Origin of the sequence: Streptomyces sp. NPDC086989, assembly GCF_044745505.1 — a bacterium.
In the GTDB taxonomy this organism is placed as follows: Bacteria; Actinomycetota; Actinomycetes; order Streptomycetales; family Streptomycetaceae; genus Streptomyces.
In genome coordinates this window covers 29790-47630 of sequence record NZ_JBIVAL010000030.1, presented here as the reverse complement: position 1 = coordinate 47630, position 17841 = coordinate 29790, and the positions used below count along the sequence as shown (strand labels likewise).

Genomic DNA, 17841 nt, shown 5'->3' with positions numbered 1-17841 from the left:
CAACAACACTTCAAGACCCCGAAGATCGCACGCCTCACAGGATGACGGAATCCGATGACGTTGCGTCACGAGACCACAAGATCAGTGCCAGAGCCTTTTCCCGTGTCGCTCACCGCAGCTGCCGAATCCCTCCCCGGGTTCAGCTCAGTTGGCCGCGCACAAGGTCAAGGAATGCCTGTCGGCTCGGATGGATGTACGCCCAGACCTTCTCATCCTGCGGCTCTCCCGGATCTTCGGGGCCCTTCCTGATCACCTCCTGCACCACGAACGCGAGGCTACGTGCCGCTTCGCTGACCTCGGCCGTGCACAGCACGTGGATCGTCTTCTGCGTCACCCACACCCTGTCGAGGACCTGCCTTGCCCGGCCCTGCCACTGCTCGTCAGTCAGGTTGTGGTGATACCGGTCCACCGCGACCCGTTCAGCTTCCTGCACCGCAGACAGAAACTCGATGAGGTGGGTGAGACGCTCGTTGCGGCGCGCCTCGGCAAGTTCCCGGACACTGCGGCGTGCCTCGCCGCGTTCCAAGGCGCGTCCTGCCGATCGCTGGGCCAGCATCGACATGAACCCACCGAGCAGGACGCCGACGAGCGGCGCAAGCGTTGTCCACACAACACCCGATACTATGACATCGATGACATGAACACGGCGTGGGGTTCGGGGTAGAGCGGCGCAAATGGCGGAGGAGCGCGTTGTCCTGGGCGGTTCTTGGCCATAGCGCGGACCGGGAGATCCGGCACTGGGCGGCCAAGATCGTTCTGTGACGAATGACCTGGACGCCCTGCTCACTGCACTGGTCAGACCTGGCTGGCTGGGCCGGATGCGGATACTGCGCCAGACATTCCCGATTCTTCTGGGGCCTGCGGCTGTACCTGGTGTGCACCCCGACCGGTATGCCGATCTTGTGGTCCCTTGCGAACCCGAAGCTGGACGAGCGCGAGGTGCTGACGGCGATGTTGGATCGTGAGCCGGACACAGTCACAGACCGCCCCGGCCTGCTGGTGATCACGGACAAGGGCTGCCCTCGTTCAAGCGGGAGAGACGTCGAAAGGGCGAGTCCATGCTGAAATCGGTGCGGCAACTGATCGAGTCCGTGAACGACACCCTCAAAGGCCAGCTCGACCTGGAACAACACGGCCGATTACGCGGTCCCTGATCGCCTACGACCACTGATCACTTCGGAATCACTCGTCTAGTCCGCGGTGCGCGGCGGCAGCCACCGGGTGATCCGGTCGAACAGCTCCACCAGCGGTTCGCTCACGTTCCTGCCGAACTCGGTGAGCCCGTAGGTGACTTGAGGCGGCGTCGTCGGTTCGACCGTCCTCCACACCAGGTCGTCCTGGACCAGCGCGCGCAGGGTCTGGGCGAGCATCTTCTCGCTGACGCCCTGGATGCTCTCACGCAGCTCGAAGAACCGAAGGTCGTTGTTCCGCAGGGAGATCAGCACCCAGATGCCCCATCTGCTGGTCACGTGGTCGACCATGTCGCGCGCCGGGCAGTCGGTGTGAAACACGTCATACCGCTTGTCCGCTTCGCCGCGTCCGAGCTGCACGCTTCCCGTCATGTGAGGAGCTTACCCAGGGGTATGTCCTTACTGGAAGTTAGCCCCAAGTCCTAGCGTCGGGGCCGTAGATGACGTGGGACGAACAAGGAGCTGATCATGATCGTGGTGACAGGAGCCACCGGGAACGTGGGCGGACCGCTGACGCGGACGCTGGCCGAGGCGGGCGAGCAGGTGACGGCGGTGTCGCGGAGTGCGGCGCCCGTTCCGGACGGAGTCCGCCACCTGGCGGCCGATCTTGCCGAGCCGGCCGGCCTGGAGCCCGCGCTCGCCGGGGCGAAGGCCCTGTTCCTGCTGCTCTCCGGTGATCTGCACGGCCCGGGAACCGGCCCGGCCGAGCTCATCGCCCGAGCCGGGGCGGCCGGGGTCCGAAGGGTCGTTCTGCTCTCCACGCAGGGCGTGGCGACCAGGCCCTTCGGTGCGACGCGGGTCGCGATGCGCGCCCTGGAGGACGTGGTTCGGGAATCCGGCATGGAATGGGCCATTCTGCGGCCGGGAGGCTTCGCCTCCAACGCCCTGTGGTGGGCCGGGTCCATCCGCGCACAGCGGGTCGTCGCCGCCCCGTTCGGCGACGTCGGGGTGCCGGTCATCGACCCGATGGACATCGCCGAGGTTGCCGCGGCCTGCCTGCGGGAGGACCGGCACGTAGGCGGTGTGTACGAGCTGACCGGCCCCGAGGTGATCACCCCGCGCCGGCAGGTGCAGGCCATCGCCGACGCGCTGGGCTCCCCCCTGCGGTTCCAGGACCTCACGCGGGACCAGGCCAAGGCCGCCATGACCCACAGCATGCCGGCGGAACTCGCGGAGGACACCCTGGACATCCTCGGCGCCCCGAGCGAGGCCGAACTGCGCGTCAGCCCGGTGGTCCAAGACGTCCTCGGCCGCCCCGCGCGTCCCTTCGCCGACTGGGCCACCCGCAACGTCGGCGCGTTTCGCTGACACGTGGTCCGCCCGGCACGCTCCGCCGCTCCGGCGGTCACCTGGCTCCCGCGAGGTGGCCAGTCCGCGCAGTGTCCGGAGCGTCGGCGGGGGCCGCGTCCCATCGGCACCGCCCGGGTCCGCCGCCCCGGGGCGGCGGGAAACCTGCCGGCCCCTCTGTTTTCGTATTTAGCTAATGTGCTAAGTTCCTGCGCATGAGCACATCAAGCGAAGACGAGGCGAGCGCGTTCAGGGCGCTGGCCGACCCGACGAGGCGTCAGATCCTTGAAGACCTGCGGGGTGGCGAGCTCGCGGCCGGGGAGATCGCGAGCCGGTTCGCGATCAGCGCGCCCTCCATCTCCCGGCACCTCGGGGTGCTCAAGGGCGCCGGGCTGGTCACCGAACGACGCGACGGCAACCGCATCCTCTACGCGCTTGCCGAGGAACGGCTGGCCATGCACATCGGACGGTTCCTCAGCGCCGTCTGCCCCGAGCAGGTGGTGCTGCGGCACACCAAGTGGCGCAAGGCCGAGGGGAGCGAGCCTTCGGCCGCCCCCTCCGCCGAGACCGACGGGGCGGCCGGCTCATGAGACACCTGCTGCAACGACACCCCCTGCCCATGCAGACGTCGTTCGCCCACTCCCTCGTACTCACCTACGCGCTGCCGCCCGAGCTGCTCACCCCCCTGGTGCCTCCGGGGCTATCCCTCGACACCTACCGTGACGCGAACGGCACCGAGCACGGGTTCGTCGCCGCCGCCGTGGTCGACACCCGGGCGCTGCGCCCGTCGTTCCTTCCCGCCGGGCTCGGCCGCGACTTCATCCTCACCGGCTACCGGATCTTCACCCGGTTCCCCACCCCCGGTGGCCGCACCATGCGCGGCCTGCGCATCCTGCGCAGCGACACCGACCACCGGATGATGGTCCTCGGCGGAAACCTCTTCTCCCGCTACAACTACCGCCTCGCCCGCATCGGAACCCGGACGGTCGGCCGGACCCTCGAGTTCAAGGTGGTCAGCGCCGACGGCCTGGCCGACCTCCACGTCCGCGCCGACCTGGCCGACACCCCCGCCCCGCTCCCCGAGGGGAGCCCCTTCGCGAGCGCCAAGGAAGCCCGCCGGTACGCGGGCCCGCTCCCGTACACCTTCGAGTACGAGCCGCAGACCGGCACGGTGATCATCGTCAAGGCCACCCGCACGCAGTGGGAGCCGGTCCCGGTCTCGGTCGACGTTCCCACCCTGACCTTCTTCGACCACGGACCGTTCGCCGGGACCAAGCCCGTTCTCGCCAACGCCTTCCACGTCGGCGATCTCGAATACGGCTGGGAGCGCGGCTACAGACGGGCACTGGACGGGGGAGCGCTGTGAGCACCGGAACCGGAACCGGAATCGGCACCGGCACCGTCCCGCTGCCCCCGCGCCCCTCAGGGGTGCGCGAGGTGATCGGATACAACTGGCCCATGTACGCGGGAGGGCTGGCCGCGATGGCCGGCGGCCTCGCCCTCGCGCCGCGCCTGCCCCGCGTCCCGGCCACCCTGGCCCGCACGGGCGCACTGGCCGCTGCCGCCCTGCTCATGGGCAGCACCGCCGCCTGCTGGTGGGTGTACGACCACTCCGAGTTGTACTCCCTCGACTGGCTGACCGGCCTGCTGCCCGACGGCCCCGGCGACCATCTCGTCATATCGACCGGTCTCGACGAGGTCAGCCACCCCCTGGCCCTCCGGTACCCCGGGACCCGTCAGAGCGTCGTCGACCTCTACGACCCGGCGCTCACCACCGAAGGTTCGATCCGGCGAGCCCGCCGGCGCGTGCCCCCGCGGCCCGGGACCCTGGCCGGCAGCCCGTCGCGACTGCCCGTCGCCACCGCCTCCCAGGACACCGTGTTCGCGGTCTTCGCAGCCCACGAACTGCGCCTCGCACCCGACCGGGAGGCGCTGTTCGCGGAGCTGACCCGCACCCTGCGTCCCGGTGGCACGCTCGTCCTGGTGGAGCACCTGCGGGACCCGGCCAACACCGCCGTCTTCGGCCCCGGGGCCTGGCACTTCATGCCCCGCCGCGAATGGCTCCGACTCGCGGACGGCGAGGGCCTGCGCTCCGTCACCGAAACACGGATCGCCCATCTCGTCACGGCCCTCGTCTTCCGCAGGGGCGCCGAGTGAACACCCTCTTCGCCCTGGAGTCCCAACTCCGCCTCGTGGGCCTCGCCCTGACCGGAATGGGCGCCTTCCACATCGTCCTGCCCCGTCTGGTGGACTGGCCCACCGACCTCGCCGGCACCAGCCTGCTGACCCGCCAGGTCTCCTACGCACACCTCTTCTTCATCGGCCTGACCTGCGTCCTGCTCGGTCTGCTGCCACTGTGCTACACGCCGGAACTCCTGGCCGGGACCTCCCTCGGTACGGCCCTGCTCGCGGGCCAGACCCTCTTCTGGGGCGCCCGCTGGGCCTTCCAGTTCGCCTACTTCTCACCCGCCCTGTGGCGCGGGGACCGCTTCCGGACCGCCGGGCACATCGCACTGGCCGTCCTGTGGACCTGGGTGACGGCCGTGTTCGCCTACGCCCTCGTCGCCGGCCCTTGAGCTCCGACTCCGTGGCAGAGCCGGGCCACCTGCTCCAGTTCGTCCGCCAGCAGCGCCGGGTCGCGGGGGCCGATGTGCGGGGCCGCGAGCGACCGCACGCGGAAGCGGTTGTCGGGGGTCAGCTCGTCGGCCTCCCGGATCATCAGGTCCTGGAGCGCGGGCGGGAGGGTGCGGTCCTCGGTGAACCGTACGAACGTCCGCGGGATCCGGCCCCACCTGTGGGGCAGGCCGCGGCCGTCGGCGGCCCCGATCGCGGCCGACTCGTCCGGTTCGAGGATGTTGAGCATCGTCCGGACCTCGGTGTCGGTGTAGTCGGCGCCCATCGCCTCCTTGGCGGTCCGGAAGAACTCCGGGTCGTTGCTCCGCCAGTTGACCCGCGTGACCCCGAGCTCGGGCGCAGTGGGGACGGGAGTCAGCTTGAAGATGAAGCTGTCGGCCGCCTCCGGGGTCGCCATCAGCTCTGTCACCGAGGCCCGCTTCGCCGGGCACAGGGCCGAGACGTACACGAGGTGCGAGATCAGCTCGGGCACCAGGTCGGCCACCGCGTTGACGGTGACGCCGCCCAGGCTCTGGCCGGCCAGGACCACCGGGCCGTTGCGGTGCGCCCGTCGCACCACCGCGGCCACGTGGGCGGCGCAGTCGGCCAGGGTCGTCCCGGCGATGGGGGAGGGCTCCGTACGCAGCCGCTCGAGGTCCTGGGGTGCCTGGTACGAGAGCGGGAGGTACGCGCCGGGGCCGTGGCCGGGCAGGTCGACCGCGACCGCCCGCTGCCCACGCAGCCCCAGTTCGGCCACCACGGGCGACCAGCCGTACGCGTTGCTGCCCGATCCGTGGACCAGGACGAAGGTGACCAGGGGTGCATCCGCACCAGCTAAGTTACTCATGAGTAAACTCTACATGCGGTCGTCCGTCTTCAGGTCGCTTGAATCCGGATTCCGTACCAACCGTTCACGTGTTCGCCGGCGGCGGTGACCATCCACGTGACCGTCACGTCTGGACACTTGCGCGGATGTACGGGAAGCGCCCAGGATGGGTCGTTCCATTCCGGAAGAGACTTGTTCTGATCGCCCGTCATCGACGACTGGGGGTTGCCAGGCATCCGTGACGGGCAGTTTTATGAGCCGCAGGACGGGCCTGAACCGGCCTCACACCAGGGGAGGTCACCACACCGGCTTGCTTGGGCATCCGGCACCGCAGCGCGCCACTACTACGGCAGGCCGTCCGGTGGCGCGCCGTGCTCTCGGCGACGAGGTGAGAAGAAGAACGGCAGGAGAAACCAACCGACTTCGCGCAGGAAGGCCGCTGGCGTGCTGGTCCGTACACCACGCGGGCCCAGAAGAGAAGGAGATTGGTCCCCATGGCAGTGCGTGCCGTCGAGCTCCCTCAGCTCTGGATGCCCTATCCGCTGCGAGTGAATCCGTTCCTGTCCGCCCTGCGAGAGGAGAGCGAATCCTGGGCGCGGGAGATGGGCATGCTGGACGGCCACCAGGGTCCGTCGGGCCGCCAGGCGATATGGACCCGCTCCGCGTTCCATGCCATGACCGTTGACCAGCTGACTGCCTGGACGCTTCCCGACGCCTCGCTCGCCGATCTCCGGCTCAATCACCGGTTCAACGTGTGGGCTCTGGCCTGGGACGACTACTTCGCCTCCGCCTTCAAACAGAACGGTGACCTCGCCGGTGCGCTGGCCTTCACCACCCGCTTACGCGCCTTCCTGCGTCCGGAATACGGCGCCCGGTTACCGGAGCCCACGAATGCGGTCGAGAGGGGAATTGCCGATCTGCAGCAATACCTCTTCCCCCCGAGACTGGCGCACTGGCGGCAGGAGTTCAACCGGGCCCTGGAGAGTTACATCGATGCGGGAGTCAAGGAGCTGGCCAACAGCCGCAGCGGCCGCGTTCCCCACCTGATCGAATACGTCCCGTTCCGCCGCGAGAGCTTCGCCGCCCACACGGCTGCCTATTCCGTCGAGTTGGCCACCGGCGCCCGAATACCCCGGCAGATCCGGCACACCCGGACCGTTCGCGCCCTGCTCGATGCGTTCATGGACTTCATGGGACTGGCGAACGACATCGCGTCCTATGAAAGGGAAGTCCACGAGGAACTCGACGTCAACAACCTCGTACTGATCGTGGAGACTTCACTCGGCATCAGCCGCCACGAAGCCGTACCCGCTGCCTTGAATCTGGTGAACACCCGCCTGCGTGACTTCGAGCACCTCAGACAAAAGGAACTGCCCCTGCTCGTCCGGCGATACGGGCTGCGCCACGAGGAGCGGGCCGAGTTGGCGAAGTGGCTCCGGGGAGCGTGCAGTTTCCTGTCCGGTCTCCATGCCTGGTACACGGGAGCACCCCGATACGCCGCCTCGGACGTCTCGCACCAGGCGTAACGGAAGCGGGCTCCGGGGGTTCCGACAGACACCTGTCGGAACCCCCGGAGCTGACGCTCGGTAGTCGCGGCCCTGGTCGTGCCGGCCTACCGCCTCCGCAAGAGGTGTCCGAGCCGCGTCCACCACGGGACGCGCGGTTCCGGCCGGCGTTCCGGCGCCGGGACGGTCGCCGGGGAGTTCGCCGGACGCAGCGGCGCAGAGGGCATCCCGTTGCTCCGTGCGGGCGGGACCGGAAGCGGGGCCGGGGCGTCCTTGGCCTGGGGCGGGCGGGCGGCGAAGTTCACGGGCAGGGCCGTGAGGTGACGGGCCCATGTGGAGGACCGCCAGGTCAGGCGATCCTCCGGGACGGCCAGGGTGATGTCGGGAAGGCGGGTGAGCAGGATGTCGATGCCCGAGTCGGCGATGATGCGGCCGATGTCCTGGCCGGGGCATTCGTGGGTACCGGCGCTGAAGGACAGGTGCGCGCGGTTGTGGTGCACGGGGGTCGAGGGATCCGGGCGGATCGCCTGGTCGACGTTCCCGGCGGCCAGCCCCAGCAGGAGCATGTCTCCCGTCTTGATCTGCTGTCCCCCGAGAACCGTGTCGCCCTTGGCCCAGCGGCCCGGGCACACCATCAGCGGCGGCTCGTCCCAGAGGACCTGCTCCACGGCTTCGGGCAGGGTCATCTGCCCGCCGGCCAGCGAACCGCGGAACCGGGGGTCGGTGACGACCATGCGCAGGACGTTGGACATGAGGTTGGCCGTCGTCTCGTACCCGGCGAGCAGGATGAGGCGCAGGTGGTGCACCACCTCCTCGTCGGTGAGGTTGGCGGGATGGGCCATCAGCGCGGAGGCGATGTCGTGCCCCGGGCGGGCTCGCTTGGCGACGACGAGCTGTTCGAGGCTCTCCAGCACATAGGCGTTGCTGGCGAGCGATGTCTCGGTGGCCTTGAAGAGGTCACGGGCGGCGTGTACGAGTCCGGGGCCGGACTCTTCCGACATCCCGAGCAGATGGGTCAGGGTGAGCATGGGCAGGTGCTCGGTGAACTGGCCCACCAGTTCAGCCTCACCGCTCTGACAGAACGTGTCGATCAGCTGGTGGGCGAAACGGGCGATGTGACGGCGGATCCCGCGGTGGTCGAACTGGCTGAGACCGGCCGTGACCGCACCGCGCAGGCGCTGGTGTTCCTCGCCGTCCGCGCAGACGCAGTCGGGACGCCAGCCGATCATCGGCACGAGGGGCGAGGTGGCGGGGTCGATCTCCCCGCTCGTCCAGCCGTGCCAGACGCGGGGGTCGCGGGAGAACTGGGTCGGGCGGCTGGCCACGTCACGGTTCTCCAGGTACCCCAGGACGAGCCAGGCGCGTACGTCGCCGTCGAGCAGGACGGGGGCCACGGGACCGTGGGTGGCCCGCAACTTCTCGTAAAGGCCCATGGGGTCCGTCGCCGCCGCGGCGCCATAGAGCCGGGTGGCTCCGTCGGCTCCCGTGGCGGTGTGGGCCGGGCAGCCCGCGGGCGGGGTCGGCCCGGGCTCCGCCGTGGGCCATCCGTGTTCAGCAGGGGGAAAGGTCATGCGGTCTCCTGGGCGGCGGCGAGGTTGCTCAGGTAGACCATCAGCGAGAGCAGGGCGTCGCGGCACGACGCCCGGTTCCGCGCGTCACAGGTGACGATGGGCACGGATTCGCTGAGGGCCAGAGCAGTACGCAGATCCGGTAGGGGGTATTGCGGGGCCTCCGGGAAGGCGTTGACGGCCACGACGAAGGGGACGCGGCGGTCCTCGAGTCGGGTGATCACCTCGAAACAGACTTCGATCCTGCGTGTGTCGACGAGGACCACGGCGCCGAGCGCGCCCTCGAAGATGCCGTTCCACAGGAACCAGAAGCGTTCTTGTCCCGGCGTCCCGAACAGGTAGAGCACCAGCTCCCGGTTGATGCTGATCCGTCCGAAGTCCATGGCGACGGTGGTGGTGTTCTTGCCTCCGGCGCCGGGGTTGTGGTCGATCCCCACGCCCGCCTGCGTCATGGTCTCCTCGGTGGTCAGGGGCGGGATCTCGCTCACCGACCCGACCATGGTCGTCTTGCCGACGCCGAAGCCGCCGACGATCACGACCTTGACTCCACTGGCGCCGTGAGGCAGCGGCGCATCGGTGCCGCGCGGGCCGGCGCCCCGCGCATCAGAGCTTGCGTAGTCCATGGATCACCGCCTCCAGAAGGCCGCGTTCGGGAAATGCCGCCACCGGCACGGGTGCGATGGCCTCGACCCGCTCGTCGTCGACGAGTTTGGAGAGCAGCGCGGTGACGACGCTGAACGGAAGGCTGAGGTAGGCCGATAACTCGGCCACCGAGAGCGGGTACGTGCACATGGAGAGGATGGCCGCCTGCTCGGGCTGCATCGCGGGCTCGGGCTCGGACCTCGCCGCGATGAGCGTGACCAGGTTGAAGGTCGTGGCCGTGGAACCCGGGCCCCCCGTGATGACGTAGAGCGGGACCGGAGTGCCTTCATCCCAGGGGTCCTGGTCGTTTGATGTCACATCGCCTGCCCGACGTCCTCACGGGGCGGGCTGGTCATGTGCTGGCCGATCCGGACCACCAACGTCCGCATGCGGTCGCCCAGGAGCCCGGCATCCACCTCCTGGTCGGCCAGCACCGCGAGATAGGCCCCGGGGCCGGCCGCCATCAAGGAGAAGTAGCCCCCGTCGGCCTCGATCCCGACCATCCGCGTCGAAGCGTCTCCGTGCGGGAACATCTGCGCGATGGCCCTCGCCAGGCTCTGGATGCCGGAGCAGGCGGCGGCGATCGCGTCAGCGGTGTCGGGCGCCGTGTTCGCCTGCCCGATGCACAGGCCGTCCGACGACAGGACGACCACGTGTCGCACGTAGGGGACTCCGCCCACGAGCTCCTTGAGCATCCAGTCCATGTTGGGCAGTGGCTGCACGTTACTCAACCTCATCTGACGGTTCGCTGGGGGGAGTGGAAGATTCGGCGACGGACTTCTTCTCGCCGTTGAACGCCTCCCACATCAGACCCGGCTGGCGGGAGGTACCCGAGGTGCCCCAGGAGGCAGTCGGAGCGACGGGGGGCGGAGGGGTCGCCAGTACGACCGGCTTGGGGACGGGCGACTCGCGTCGTCGTTGTGGAAGTCCGTTGGTGGTCTTCCTCACCTCGCCGGAATCCATGACGACGTCGCGTACCGGCGTCGGCGCCGGCCGGGACGGGACCGGGCGCACCGTGCGCTTTCGGACGGCCTCCTGCGGCCTCGCGACGGGCTGCGGCATCGTGGTGATCAGACGCCGGGGCACGAGGACGACGGCCCGAACGCCTCCGTAGGCGGAGGTGCGCAGGTCGACCTCGCAGCCGTGCTCGTGGGCCAGCCTGCTGACGACGGGGAGGCCGAGCTGGGTGACCTCGCCCAGAGCCGAGAGCTGGATGCCCGACATGGCCTGCGCCATGACGCGTCCGATGTGCTCCCGGACCTCCTCGGTGAGTCCGACCCCGCGGTCCTCGATCTCGATGGCGATGCCGGAGGGCACCTCGCTCGCGGTCACCTCCACCGGGGTGTGCGGCGGCGAGAACGTCGTGGCGTTGTCGAGCAGCTCGGCGAGCAGATGGATCAGCGGCTCGGCTCCGGAGCCGATCACGGCCACCTCCGTCACCGCCTGCAGCTTCACGCGGGGATAGTCCACGATGCGTGACATGGCTCCGCGCAGGATGTCGTAGAGCGGAATCGCCTTCGACCACTGACGTCCGGGCCGGGCGTCGCCCAGCACCGCGATGCTGGCCGCGAGGCGGCCGATCAGCGCATTGCGATGGTCGATGTCCTGGAGACCGCGGGAGACCACGACATCCGTACCGTGGAGGATCTGCATGGAGTGGAGATCCTTGGCCAGCTGGTGCACGATCGCCTGGACCCTGCGCGCGACCGCCACGAGTGCCCGCTGGGAGGCGTCGCGTGTGTGCTCCTCGCCCTCGACGGCCTCAAGGAGCGTCTGCAGTGCACCCCTGAGCGCTTCGGTGAACTCGCCGTCGAGGTGGTCGCCGAAGGTGACGGCCTGCAGGATCTCCGACGCGGGGACGCCCTTGTGCAGACGGGCTACGGCCGCGGGAAGAAGCTCTTCGGCGAGCCAGACCGCGGTCGCCCGCTGATCGGTCAGGCGTCCGATCAGCATGGCCTCGCGTTGTGCGTGGTACGCGTCGGCCTGGGCGCTCACCTGTGCGTGGCGGGCCGCCTCCGCCGATCGCAGCCGGCGGGCGCTTTCGGCCGAGGTGATGAGCGTCAGGACGACGCCGGCAACGCCCCACCAGGCAAGTGGTGTCCGTATCTGTGCAGGGCAAATGACCAACGCTATGGCCGAGGCTCCCGCCAGAACTGCGGGAGGAAGCAGCCATGCCCGAGTATCTGTGGTGGGCCGGGCTCTGGACATTGCACCTGCACGAAACATCAGGGGCCCCTATACGGTCTGAAAAATGAGCGGACTGAGGCGAGGTGGTGCGCCGAAAGGAACGACGGCCTCCAGTGGGGCGGATATGCATGCTCCGATGGGGCCCGAGGGGTCGCTTCGAGAGGGCGCCGATGGTCGCTTCTCTTCGCAGCCACGCTCCGTCCGCGCGCACCACGGCGTCCATGACTCGCCGTGAGCGCAGCGCAACACATCGGGGAGCATAGTCAGTTCGGGTTCGTCATGTGACTTTGCCGTAATGACAGCCGCCACCGGTCATTCCGAACCCATAAAACGATCAATCGCCCGCACCTTAGGTGTAATGAAACGATCAGATTCTGACGTCCGTCCGCTGCGGCTCCCGATTCCCGGCCCCCGATCCGCCGCGTGGGTGCGCGCACCGAAACGGAGCGGAATCAGCCCCTGTCGGTCGCCGAGCCCCAAAAGTGGCGCGTTTTCGCGACCGTCGCACATCTATACGGCTCATTGGCCCCACGGGACCGGGGGCGGGCCCGGTGCCGCGGCGCTGCGCCGGGGTCTGCGGGCTCGGGGCCGGTCCTCGGCCTCGGCCTCGGCCTCGGTCCCGGCCCGCCCGCGGGCCCGTCTGTCGTGTGGGCGTCGGCGTGACCGGCGCATGGCCGGAACGGAAAAAGTTTTCCGCGAACGCCCATGGAAGAGCCGCCGGTTGGGAATGCTGCGGGTAATCTCCCGCCTCTGCTCGACTCTCCGTCACCACGTCGTCCGGGCGGCCCTTCCGTTCTGAGCTCTCGGGAGGTAACACGCCATGCAGACAACCCCCACTCCGCAGCCGGCCCGCAGCCGCCGCGAACTCCTCACCGGCCTCGGTGCGGCCGCCGCGGCCCCGCTCCTCCTCGGTGGCACTGCCCGGTCGGCCCCCCGCAACGGCGCTGCCCACCGGCCCGTCCCGGCCGCCCGTACGATCCTGCTCCGGGGCGCCGCCCTGGTGCTCACCATGGACCCCGCCTCGGGCAGCGGCCCCCTCGGCTCGATGGAGAACGCCGACGTCCTGATGCGCAACGGTGCCATCGCCGCCGTCGGCACGGCCCTCCAGGCTCCGCCCGGTGCCCGGGTGGTCGACGTCTCCGGCAAGCTCGTCATGCCGGGCTTCGTCGACGCTCATACCCACCTCTGGCAGGCGGCGATCCGCGGAGGCTGTACCGACGGCAACCTGTTCGGCTGGTTCGAACGTTGCACCGACCCCGCGCGCGGCCGGCTGACCCCCGCGGCGCTCCACAGCTTCGTGCGCCTCGCAGCCCTCGACGCCGTCCAGTCAGGCGTGACCACCCTCGTGGACTGGTCGGACATCTTCGACTACGACCTCATCGAGAGCTACGTACGGGCCCTGGCCGGCACCGGGGTCCGGTTCACCTACGCGATGTTCCCGCCCAGACCCGACGCGGTGCTGGTCACGAAGGTGAAGAGGGACCTCGTCGACCCGGTACCGCTCGGTGCCCTCCAGGTCGCCACGCACGCGGCGCGGGCAGCCCAGGACCTCAACCGCGCGCACTGGGAGGCCGCTCAGGAGCTGGGGGTCATGCTCAACTCCCACGTTCTGGAACGCCCGGAGCAGCGCGCGGACGATCCCATCGGAGTCCTCGCCGACATCGGTGCGCTGGGACCGCGGCTCCTGGTCAACCATGCGGTCCACCTGACCGACGAGGAGATCGCCGCTGTGGCGGACCATGACGCGCGGGCGGTCCACTGCCCGCTGAGCAACATGCGGCTGGCCTCCGGCGTCATGCGCCTTCCGGAGTTCAGACGACGGGGGGTCAAGATCGGGCTCGGGTTGGACGGCGGCACCAACGACACCTCGGACTTCCAGGCGCTGATGAAGACGGCGATCGGCCTGCAACGCGCCCGCGCCCTGGACGCCGGGGTGTTCCCGCAGGTGCCCGACGTCCTGCGGATGGCCACCCTGGGCGGCGCCGAAGCCCTCGGCATCGCCGACCGGGTGGGCTCCCTGACCCCTGGCAAGCGGGCTGATCTGGTCGTCATCGACCCGGCGGCCCTGAACTTTGCGCCTCGTTTCGAGTGGGCCGGCCAGATCGTCTTCAACGGCCGGCCCGAGAACATCGACTCCGTGTTCGTGGACGGACGTCCGCTGAAGTTCGGGGGCGCACTCGTCGACGTCGACACGAGCCGCGTGGTACGGGAGGCCGAAGCGGCGGCCACCCGCCTCCGCATGGCCGGATAGGCAGCCACCGGGGTCTGTCCGGCCCGTCTCGCCGAGAGGAGATGATGGAACGCGAGCGCCGCAGTGGCGCCGGGGGTCCACGGAGGCGGGGCAATGATCGAGGTCGGGCGGCAGGGCGCGTTCAGCGTCAACTGTATTGGCATGGAGCGCCTGCCGTTCCCGTTGAGTTTCAGCGTCCACGAGGCGGAGGGGACGTGGAAGGTGGCCGCCGGCGCGGCGCAGGCGGGCGAGTTGGCCGACCTGCTCGGGGATGCGGCGCACGGCTCGGTCGCGGTGGTGTCGCTGGAGACCAACTCCTTCCTGGACGAGAACTGGCAGACGCTGCCACCCTCACTCATCGCGGCCGATCTCGGCGTGCGGTGCTCGGTCCACCCCCTGGGCCCCTGGGCGTCCGGCACGCACGGGCTCGCGGAGGAGATCCTCGTGCTGGACGGCGACCAGCTGCCCCGTCTCCTCGACGGCACCTGGCTTCCGTACGAGCTGACCCTGATCGACGTGCCCAAGGACGTGACCCCGGAACGCCTTGACGAACTCGCCCTCGTGCTCGGCACGACCGACTTCGACGAGCCGCTCCTGGGCCGCCTGGGAGACTCCTCCCGGTTCTGGTTCTCCGGCCACGACGACTGCTACGTGCTGCTGGAAACCCGGGATTCAGCCCTGCCGGCCGCGGTTCTGGCCCGGCTGCTGACCCTGCTGGCCGGCTCCGCCGTCGCCGCCCTCACGGACGGGACCTCCGTCCGCGTTCCCGAGCCCGGGCCATGGCTGCCCGAGCGGCTGATGGCCACTGCACCCCACTGGATCGGAGCCGTGGACACCGCCACCGAGGAGCTGGTGACGATCCGGCTGGCTGCCCTGCCGAAACCATGGCGGCTGGACGTTCCGCTTCCGCAGCGGGCCGACCTGACGGCGGCGCTCGACGTCCGGGACGGCACCTGGCGGATCACCCCCGCAGGGTGACCCCGGGAGCCGCCTCCGAGGGGGTTCCGGGCGTGAACGGGACGGGGACGGGCCACAGCGGGGCCGACGCCGTGCCGGCGTGCTACGCGGGCGCAGGCGGGCGCGCGGCGCCGGGAGGAACGTCGCGGCAGCGCGCAGCGCAGGGCCGCTGTGGCCCCCCGGCTCCGCGCCTTCGCAGCGAAAAGCGGCCGGCCACCTGGCGCCGGAGGCACGCACGACGCCGAAGGCGGCCGCGACGGCTGCGGTGTCCGCGCACCCGAGCCGAGGACGACCGGCCCCGGCTTGGTCACGACGCCTCCCAGAACGCCGCGCCGGTCGCTACGCCGGTCGGCCCACGCCGAGCTGCGAGCCGGCTGGACCGTCCCTACCGTGACCGGATGATCCTCAGTCCGTCCGTACGCAGGCTCCTCTCCCGTGCGGCCGCTCTGGCCGCCGGTGTGGGCGTCGTCTTCACGCCGTCGCTCGCCGGCGCGGCCCCGGCCGAGCCCGCGCCCCCGCGGGCAGCGGCTCCGCCGGACCCGGCTCTCCTGCACCGCCCCGGCGTCCACCTGCGGCCACGCGAGGGCGCCCCCGCCCTACCCGACGACATCTCCGCGCTGTCCTGGCTGGTGGCCGATGCCGGCAGCGGTGAGGTTCTCGCCGCCCACGACGCCCACCGGGGCCTGCCGCCGGCCAGCACCATGAAGACGCTCTTCGCCCTGACCGCCTTGCCCCACCTGCCGCGTACCGGCACGCACACGGTCACCGACGCCGAACTCGCCGAGGTGGGCGAAGGCAGCAGTCTCGTGGGCCTCGACGCCGGCCGCACCTACCGGATCGCAGACCTGTGGAAAGGCGTCTTCCTCAGCTCCGGCAACGACGCCGTCCACGTCCTGGCCGACATGAACGGCGGCTGGACGCAAACGGCCGCGGAGATGCAGGCGAAGGCCCGCACCCTGGGAGCGCGGGACACCCACGTCGTCTCCCCGGACGGCTACGACGCCGACGGCCAGGTGTCCTCCGCGTACGACCTCGCCGTCTTCGGCCGGGCGGGCCTCGCCGATCCCGATTTCGCCCGGTACGCGGCACTGGCCGACGCCCCGTTCCCCGGGGACACGGACGCCGAGGGCCGGCCGAGCTGGACGTACGGCATCGAGAACACCAACCGGCTCCTCACCGGTGAGGACGGAGTCGAACGCTACCCGGGCATCATCGGCATCAAGAACGGCTACACCTCCGGGGCCGGATTCACCCTCGTCACCGCCGCGCGACGCGGTGGCCGCACCCTCCTGGTCACCGTCATGAACCCCCAGCAAGGCGGCGCCTTCGCCGTGTACGACGAGGCGCGGGCCCTGATGGACTGGGGCTTCGCCGCCGCCGGACGGGTGGACCCCGTCGGATCGCTTCAGCCGCCGCCGGCCGCTGCGCCCACCCGCACCGGTCCGCCTCCCGTGGCCGCCGCCGCGTCCTCCGCGGAGCCGCTCACCGGCTATGTGTGGTCGGCCGTCCTCCTCGCGGGAGCCGGCGGCGCAGCGGCCGTCGTGTACCGTCTCCGACGCCGACCGCCGCACCGGGAGCCCGGTTCCCACGCAGGACCGGACGCCGGCTGAACTTCCGCCCGGCCGCTGCTGCGGGGCCGTCCGCTCCGCGCTCCCACCCCGGCGGGCGCGGAGCGGGCCCCCGACCCGCCGGGCTCCCGCCCCGCGGCGGCGGGCTCGACGCGGTCCTGACCGTCCGGTTACGGCGGCAGATCGGGATGAGGAGGGGCAGGGGTGAGGGATCTCGACGTCGTCAGGTTTGCGGACCGGGCGCGGAGCGTATCGGTGGTTCTGGAGACCGCGGCAGGCGGCGGAGGACGCCACGGGGGCTGGCACGAGGCCGAGATCGTGATCGAGACGGGCTTCGTCGGCGCGCGCCTGCCCGTGCACTTCACCGACTCCGACCTCGCGGACCTCACCGCGTTCCTCGCTGCTCGGGCGGCAGCCGAGGAGGACAGTGCCCTCCCAGACGGGTCGATCACCGACTGGCCCGCCGCGGGCCGAAGCGCCTACCTGCGGCTGCGCGCCGCCGACCCGTTCGTGGTGGAAGTCCGCGACCCGGTACAGAGCGGGGTGACGGTGACCGTGCCGTTGCAGCTGCGCGACGGCTGGGCCACCCGCGCCGCCTCCCGACTCGGCCGACTGCGTGCCGCGCTCGCCGACGGACACTGAGGGCGCGGTCGCCCGTATGTGGTGCACGGTCCGATACCGCGCCGATGCCCCTCGGCGGAAATCAATGAAAACGGGTCGTGGAAATACCCCGGAACGCATTCGCGTCCCGGGGTATTTCGTGAACGGTCTGGTCGCCGAGGGGCGGCTCAGCCGTCGTACCACCCGTACTGGGTAATCGTTCCGTGACCGCTGCAGCTTCCGCCGAAGTCCCAGAATCCAGGATTCTGTAGCGGGCCGTGGATGTCCGTGCCATCGCTGCAGTGGGTCCATGCTCCGGTACGGCCGTAGTCGACAGTGACGGTCGCGCGCCACGAAACGCCGTTGAAGTAGTACGTGTTGAAACCGTGGTTCGGGACGTGCATCGGGGTGATCTTCCCAGGTACGGGCGCCTCCCAGACGACATGCTCCGTCACTTTCGTACCCGTCGGCGCGGGCGTCGCGGCCTGAGCCGCACCCCCGAACACGACCGTGCCGGCCAACGCCGCGGCGCCGCCGAGCGCGAGGGCGATCGTCTTCCTGTTGCGCATGGACTGGTTCCCCCCTGGTTGGATTTGTTGTCTGCACGCTATTTCAGGTTCTCCAACAGGGTCAATGGCGCCTGACGGGTCCGAATTGGCCAAAGAGAA

19 protein-coding genes and 1 pseudogene are annotated in these 17841 nt (G+C 70.1%); 11 read left to right on the top strand and 9 right to left on the bottom strand.

Features of this window, described 5'->3' with window-relative positions:
• Window positions 1-139 precede the first annotated feature (139 nt).
• Window positions 140-610 carry a hypothetical protein gene (locus ACIPK4_RS38125; RefSeq protein ID WP_402322040.1) on the bottom strand — a complete coding sequence of 157 codons (471 nt, stop codon included), beginning with the start codon at window positions 608-610 and terminating at the stop codon, window positions 140-142.
• 185 nt (window positions 611-795) lie between these two features.
• On the opposite strand from ACIPK4_RS38125, the pseudogene ACIPK4_RS38120 reads away from it, so the two are divergent.
• Window positions 796-1136, top strand: a pseudogene (locus ACIPK4_RS38120) (IS982 family transposase); the annotation flags it as partial.
• 54 nt (window positions 1137-1190) lie between these two features.
• Here the strand turns inward: ACIPK4_RS38120 and ACIPK4_RS38115 are convergent.
• Window positions 1191-1562 (bottom strand): winged helix-turn-helix transcriptional regulator, encoded by a 372-nt coding sequence (locus ACIPK4_RS38115; RefSeq protein WP_402322038.1) that lies wholly within the window; start codon window positions 1560-1562, stop codon window positions 1191-1193.
• A gap of 96 nt (window positions 1563-1658) precedes the next feature.
• Between ACIPK4_RS38115 and ACIPK4_RS38110 the strand changes: the two genes are divergently transcribed.
• The 5 genes from ACIPK4_RS38110 (at window position 1659) to ACIPK4_RS38090 (ending at window position 5053) form a co-directional block, all read left to right on the top strand.
• Entirely contained in the window at window positions 1659-2498 is an 840-nt protein-coding gene (locus ACIPK4_RS38110; RefSeq protein ID WP_402322035.1) for an SDR family oxidoreductase, read from the top strand.
• A gap of 194 nt (window positions 2499-2692) precedes the next feature.
• Window positions 2693-3067, top strand: coding sequence for a metalloregulator ArsR/SmtB family transcription factor (locus tag ACIPK4_RS38105; RefSeq protein WP_402322032.1), 375 nt, complete (start codon window positions 2693-2695; stop codon window positions 3065-3067).
• Window positions 3064-3843, top strand: coding sequence for a DUF2071 domain-containing protein (locus ACIPK4_RS38100; protein WP_402322030.1), 780 nt, complete (start codon window positions 3064-3066; stop codon window positions 3841-3843). Before ACIPK4_RS38105 ends, ACIPK4_RS38100 begins: the two co-directional genes overlap by 4 nt.
• Complete coding sequence (locus ACIPK4_RS38095; RefSeq protein ID WP_402322027.1) at window positions 3840-4634, top strand: class I SAM-dependent methyltransferase; 795 nt, start codon at window positions 3840-3842, stop codon at window positions 4632-4634. The genes ACIPK4_RS38100 and ACIPK4_RS38095 overlap by 4 nt, the downstream gene beginning before the upstream one ends.
• Complete coding sequence (locus ACIPK4_RS38090) at window positions 4631-5053, top strand: hypothetical protein (RefSeq protein ID WP_402322024.1); 423 nt, start codon at window positions 4631-4633, stop codon at window positions 5051-5053. Before ACIPK4_RS38095 ends, ACIPK4_RS38090 begins: the two co-directional genes overlap by 4 nt.
• On the opposite strand, the gene ACIPK4_RS38085 is transcribed toward ACIPK4_RS38090, so the two are convergent.
• Complete coding sequence (locus ACIPK4_RS38085) at window positions 5029-5937, bottom strand: alpha/beta fold hydrolase (RefSeq protein WP_402322021.1); 909 nt, start codon at window positions 5935-5937, stop codon at window positions 5029-5031. The genes ACIPK4_RS38090 and ACIPK4_RS38085 overlap by 25 nt on opposite strands.
• Window positions 5938-6410: 473 nt before the next feature.
• Between ACIPK4_RS38085 and ACIPK4_RS38080 the strand changes: the two genes are divergently transcribed.
• Entirely contained in the window at window positions 6411-7442 is a 1032-nt protein-coding gene (locus ACIPK4_RS38080; RefSeq protein WP_402322018.1) for a hypothetical protein, read from the top strand.
• Between the two features lie 86 nt (window positions 7443-7528).
• Here ACIPK4_RS38080 and ACIPK4_RS38075 read toward each other — a convergent pair whose 3' ends face one another.
• The 5 genes from ACIPK4_RS38075 to ACIPK4_RS38055 are packed head-to-tail and all read right to left on the bottom strand — an operon-like array spanning window position 7529 to window position 11584.
• Complete coding sequence (locus ACIPK4_RS38075; protein WP_402322015.1) at window positions 7529-8992, bottom strand: cytochrome P450; 1464 nt, start codon at window positions 8990-8992, stop codon at window positions 7529-7531.
• Window positions 8989-9612, bottom strand: coding sequence for a GTP-binding protein (locus tag ACIPK4_RS38070; RefSeq protein WP_402322012.1), 624 nt, complete (start codon window positions 9610-9612; stop codon window positions 8989-8991). The genes ACIPK4_RS38075 and ACIPK4_RS38070 overlap by 4 nt, the downstream gene beginning before the upstream one ends.
• On the bottom strand, window positions 9593-9949 hold the full coding sequence (locus ACIPK4_RS38065) for a DUF742 domain-containing protein (RefSeq protein WP_402322009.1): 357 nt from the start codon (window positions 9947-9949) through the stop codon (window positions 9593-9595). The genes ACIPK4_RS38070 and ACIPK4_RS38065 overlap by 20 nt, the downstream gene beginning before the upstream one ends.
• Window positions 9946-10335: a roadblock/LC7 domain-containing protein gene (locus tag ACIPK4_RS38060; RefSeq protein ID WP_054222155.1), complete on the bottom strand. Its 390-nt coding sequence runs from the start codon at window positions 10333-10335 to the stop codon at window positions 9946-9948. Before ACIPK4_RS38060 ends, ACIPK4_RS38065 begins: the two co-directional genes overlap by 4 nt.
• Window positions 10336-10354: 19 nt before the next feature.
• On the bottom strand, window positions 10355-11584 hold the full coding sequence (locus ACIPK4_RS38055) for a sensor histidine kinase (RefSeq protein WP_402322006.1): 1230 nt from the start codon (window positions 11582-11584) through the stop codon (window positions 10355-10357).
• Between the two features lie 1054 nt (window positions 11585-12638).
• On the opposite strand from ACIPK4_RS38055, the gene ACIPK4_RS38050 reads away from it, so the two are divergent.
• The 4 genes from ACIPK4_RS38050 to ACIPK4_RS38035 all read left to right on the top strand — a co-directional run bounded on the left by ACIPK4_RS38050 (window position 12639) and on the right by ACIPK4_RS38035 (window position 17215).
• Window positions 12639-14069 (top strand): amidohydrolase family protein, encoded by a 1431-nt coding sequence (locus tag ACIPK4_RS38050; RefSeq protein ID WP_402322003.1) that lies wholly within the window; start codon window positions 12639-12641, stop codon window positions 14067-14069.
• A 93-nt stretch (window positions 14070-14162) separates the two neighbouring features.
• A complete protein-coding gene (locus ACIPK4_RS38045) occupies window positions 14163-15026 on the top strand; it encodes a hypothetical protein (protein WP_402322000.1) in 864 nt (287 codons plus the stop codon).
• Window positions 15027-15403: 377 nt separating this feature from the next.
• Window positions 15404-16615 (top strand): D-alanyl-D-alanine carboxypeptidase family protein, encoded by a 1212-nt coding sequence (locus tag ACIPK4_RS38040; RefSeq protein ID WP_402321997.1) that lies wholly within the window; start codon window positions 15404-15406, stop codon window positions 16613-16615.
• Window positions 16616-16777: 162 nt separating this feature from the next.
• Entirely contained in the window at window positions 16778-17215 is a 438-nt protein-coding gene (locus tag ACIPK4_RS38035; RefSeq protein ID WP_402321994.1) for a DUF5959 family protein, read from the top strand.
• Between the two features lie 146 nt (window positions 17216-17361).
• Here the strand turns inward: ACIPK4_RS38035 and ACIPK4_RS38030 are convergent, their stop codons facing one another.
• Complete coding sequence (locus tag ACIPK4_RS38030; protein WP_402321991.1) at window positions 17362-17742, bottom strand: hypothetical protein; 381 nt, start codon at window positions 17740-17742, stop codon at window positions 17362-17364.
• Window positions 17743-17841 lie beyond the last annotated feature (99 nt).

What these genes read in the sequence shown, in the direction of transcription:
- ACIPK4_RS38115 (WP_402322038.1), bottom strand. Translation starts at nt 1,562, where the DNA reads ATGACGGGAAGCGTGCAGCTCGGACGCGGCGAAGCGGACAAGCGGTAT.
- ACIPK4_RS38110 (WP_402322035.1), top strand. Translation starts at nt 1,659, where the DNA reads ATGATCGTGGTGACAGGAGCCACCGGGAACGTGGGCGGACCGCTGACG.
- ACIPK4_RS38105 (WP_402322032.1), top strand. Translation starts at nt 2,693, where the DNA reads ATGAGCACATCAAGCGAAGACGAGGCGAGCGCGTTCAGGGCGCTGGCC.
- ACIPK4_RS38100 (WP_402322030.1), top strand. Translation starts at nt 3,064, where the DNA reads ATGAGACACCTGCTGCAACGACACCCCCTGCCCATGCAGACGTCGTTC.
- ACIPK4_RS38085 (WP_402322021.1), bottom strand. Translation starts at nt 5,937, where the DNA reads ATGAGTAACTTAGCTGGTGCGGATGCACCCCTGGTCACCTTCGTCCTG.
- ACIPK4_RS38080 (WP_402322018.1), top strand. Translation starts at nt 6,411, where the DNA reads ATGGCAGTGCGTGCCGTCGAGCTCCCTCAGCTCTGGATGCCCTATCCG.
- ACIPK4_RS38075 (WP_402322015.1), bottom strand. Translation starts at nt 8,992, where the DNA reads ATGACCTTTCCCCCTGCTGAACACGGATGGCCCACGGCGGAGCCCGGG.
- ACIPK4_RS38070 (WP_402322012.1), bottom strand. Translation starts at nt 9,612, where the DNA reads ATGGACTACGCAAGCTCTGATGCGCGGGGCGCCGGCCCGCGCGGCACC.
- ACIPK4_RS38060 (WP_054222155.1), bottom strand. Translation starts at nt 10,335, where the DNA reads ATGGACTGGATGCTCAAGGAGCTCGTGGGCGGAGTCCCCTACGTGCGA.
- ACIPK4_RS38055 (WP_402322006.1), bottom strand. Translation starts at nt 11,584, where the DNA reads ATGCTGATCGGACGCCTGACCGATCAGCGGGCGACCGCGGTCTGGCTC.
- ACIPK4_RS38050 (WP_402322003.1), top strand. Translation starts at nt 12,639, where the DNA reads ATGCAGACAACCCCCACTCCGCAGCCGGCCCGCAGCCGCCGCGAACTC.
- ACIPK4_RS38045 (WP_402322000.1), top strand. Translation starts at nt 14,163, where the DNA reads ATGATCGAGGTCGGGCGGCAGGGCGCGTTCAGCGTCAACTGTATTGGC.
- ACIPK4_RS38040 (WP_402321997.1), top strand. Translation starts at nt 15,404, where the DNA reads ATGATCCTCAGTCCGTCCGTACGCAGGCTCCTCTCCCGTGCGGCCGCT.
- ACIPK4_RS38030 (WP_402321991.1), bottom strand. Translation starts at nt 17,742, where the DNA reads ATGCGCAACAGGAAGACGATCGCCCTCGCGCTCGGCGGCGCCGCGGCG.